2 protein-coding genes are annotated in these 1,033 nt (G+C 65.5%); both read right to left on the reverse strand.

From position 1 onward, the window contains the following. Positions 1 to 210: 210 nt before the first annotated feature. The gene (gene lexA / locus MRX98_RS21765; protein ID WP_246915272.1) at positions 211 to 837 is read right to left on the reverse strand and encodes a transcriptional repressor LexA; all 627 of its coding nucleotides are present in this window, start codon (positions 835 to 837) and stop codon (positions 211 to 213) included. Positions 838 to 848: 11 nt separating this feature from the next. Further along, the coding region (locus MRX98_RS21770) for a tyrosine-type recombinase/integrase (protein ID WP_246915275.1) at positions 849 to 1,033 on the reverse strand (185 nt) is incomplete at its 5' end.

Genomic DNA, 1,033 nt, shown 5'->3' on the forward strand with positions numbered 1-1,033 from the left:
GCGTTGAACAAAGGGCGATATGCCAATTACCTGAAGCTCAAGAAGGAATCGGAACATTACGAAATGTCCTACGCGGACAAACGGAAAAAGGACCGCGCCTTCGGACGCCTGATCAAAACGGCGATGAAGCGGATGAAGGACTGAACCACCGGCACCGGCCCGCAAACACGCATGGCACGCCCCGGCGCCCTGAAATCCCCGCAAGTCCGCCTATCGCCACCCCCGCACCACTCCCACCAGCTTGCCCACGATCGTCACCCGCCGCCGCTCCCGGTTCCGGAACACCATATCCGCATGGGCCGGATTGGCCGCCGCCAGCCTCAGCGCCGTCCCATCGCGTCGCACGATCTTCAACGTCGCCTCGGTCAGCAGATCCGCCACCAGCACCGCCCCGATCTGCCCGCTCATCACCCGCACCCCCGGCCGGACCACCGCCAGGTCGCCGTCCAGAATGTGCGCCCCCACCATGGAATCGCCCCGCACCCGCAACCCGAAGCAGGCCTCGTCACCGAACAGCAGCGGCGAAACCGCCGCCATCTCCTCCACCTCGCCCAACGCCTCGATGGGCGCCCCCGCCGCGATTGCCCCCAGCACCGGCAGCCCCGGCCCGGCCAACGGACCGGCAAACCGCCAGGTGCGCTGCTTGTCCGGCTCCGACGCCAGATAGCCCCGCGCCTTCAAAAGATCCAGAATGCGGTGCACCCCCGCCGGCGAGCGCAACCCCACCCCCCGCCCGATCTCCCGCACCGAAGGCGCCACCCGGCGCCGCCGGTGATAATCGATCACAAACTGCAACACGCTCCGTTGCCTCGCCGTCAACTCATCTCCCATCCGCATCGCATCCCCCTTCATTGAAACAGCATATCCCCCGGACTTTGTACCCCCTTGCCGCCGCGATTGAGCACATGGGTATAAATCATGGTGGTGGACACATCCTTGTGCCCCAAGAGCTCCTGCACCGTGCGGATGTCATACCCCGCCTCCAGCAGATGGGTGGCAAAGCTGTGGCGCAGCGAATGGCAACTGCCGGGTT

The organism is Desulfatitalea alkaliphila, assembly GCF_022968795.1.
GTDB classification, from domain to species: Bacteria; Desulfobacterota; Desulfobacteria; order Desulfobacterales; family Desulfosarcinaceae; genus Desulfatitalea; species Desulfatitalea alkaliphila.

Coding starts and splice junctions, on each gene's coding strand:
- lexA (WP_246915272.1), bottom strand. CDS start 837: ATGCGGATGGGAGATGAGTTGACGGCGAGGCAACGGAGCGTGTTGCAG.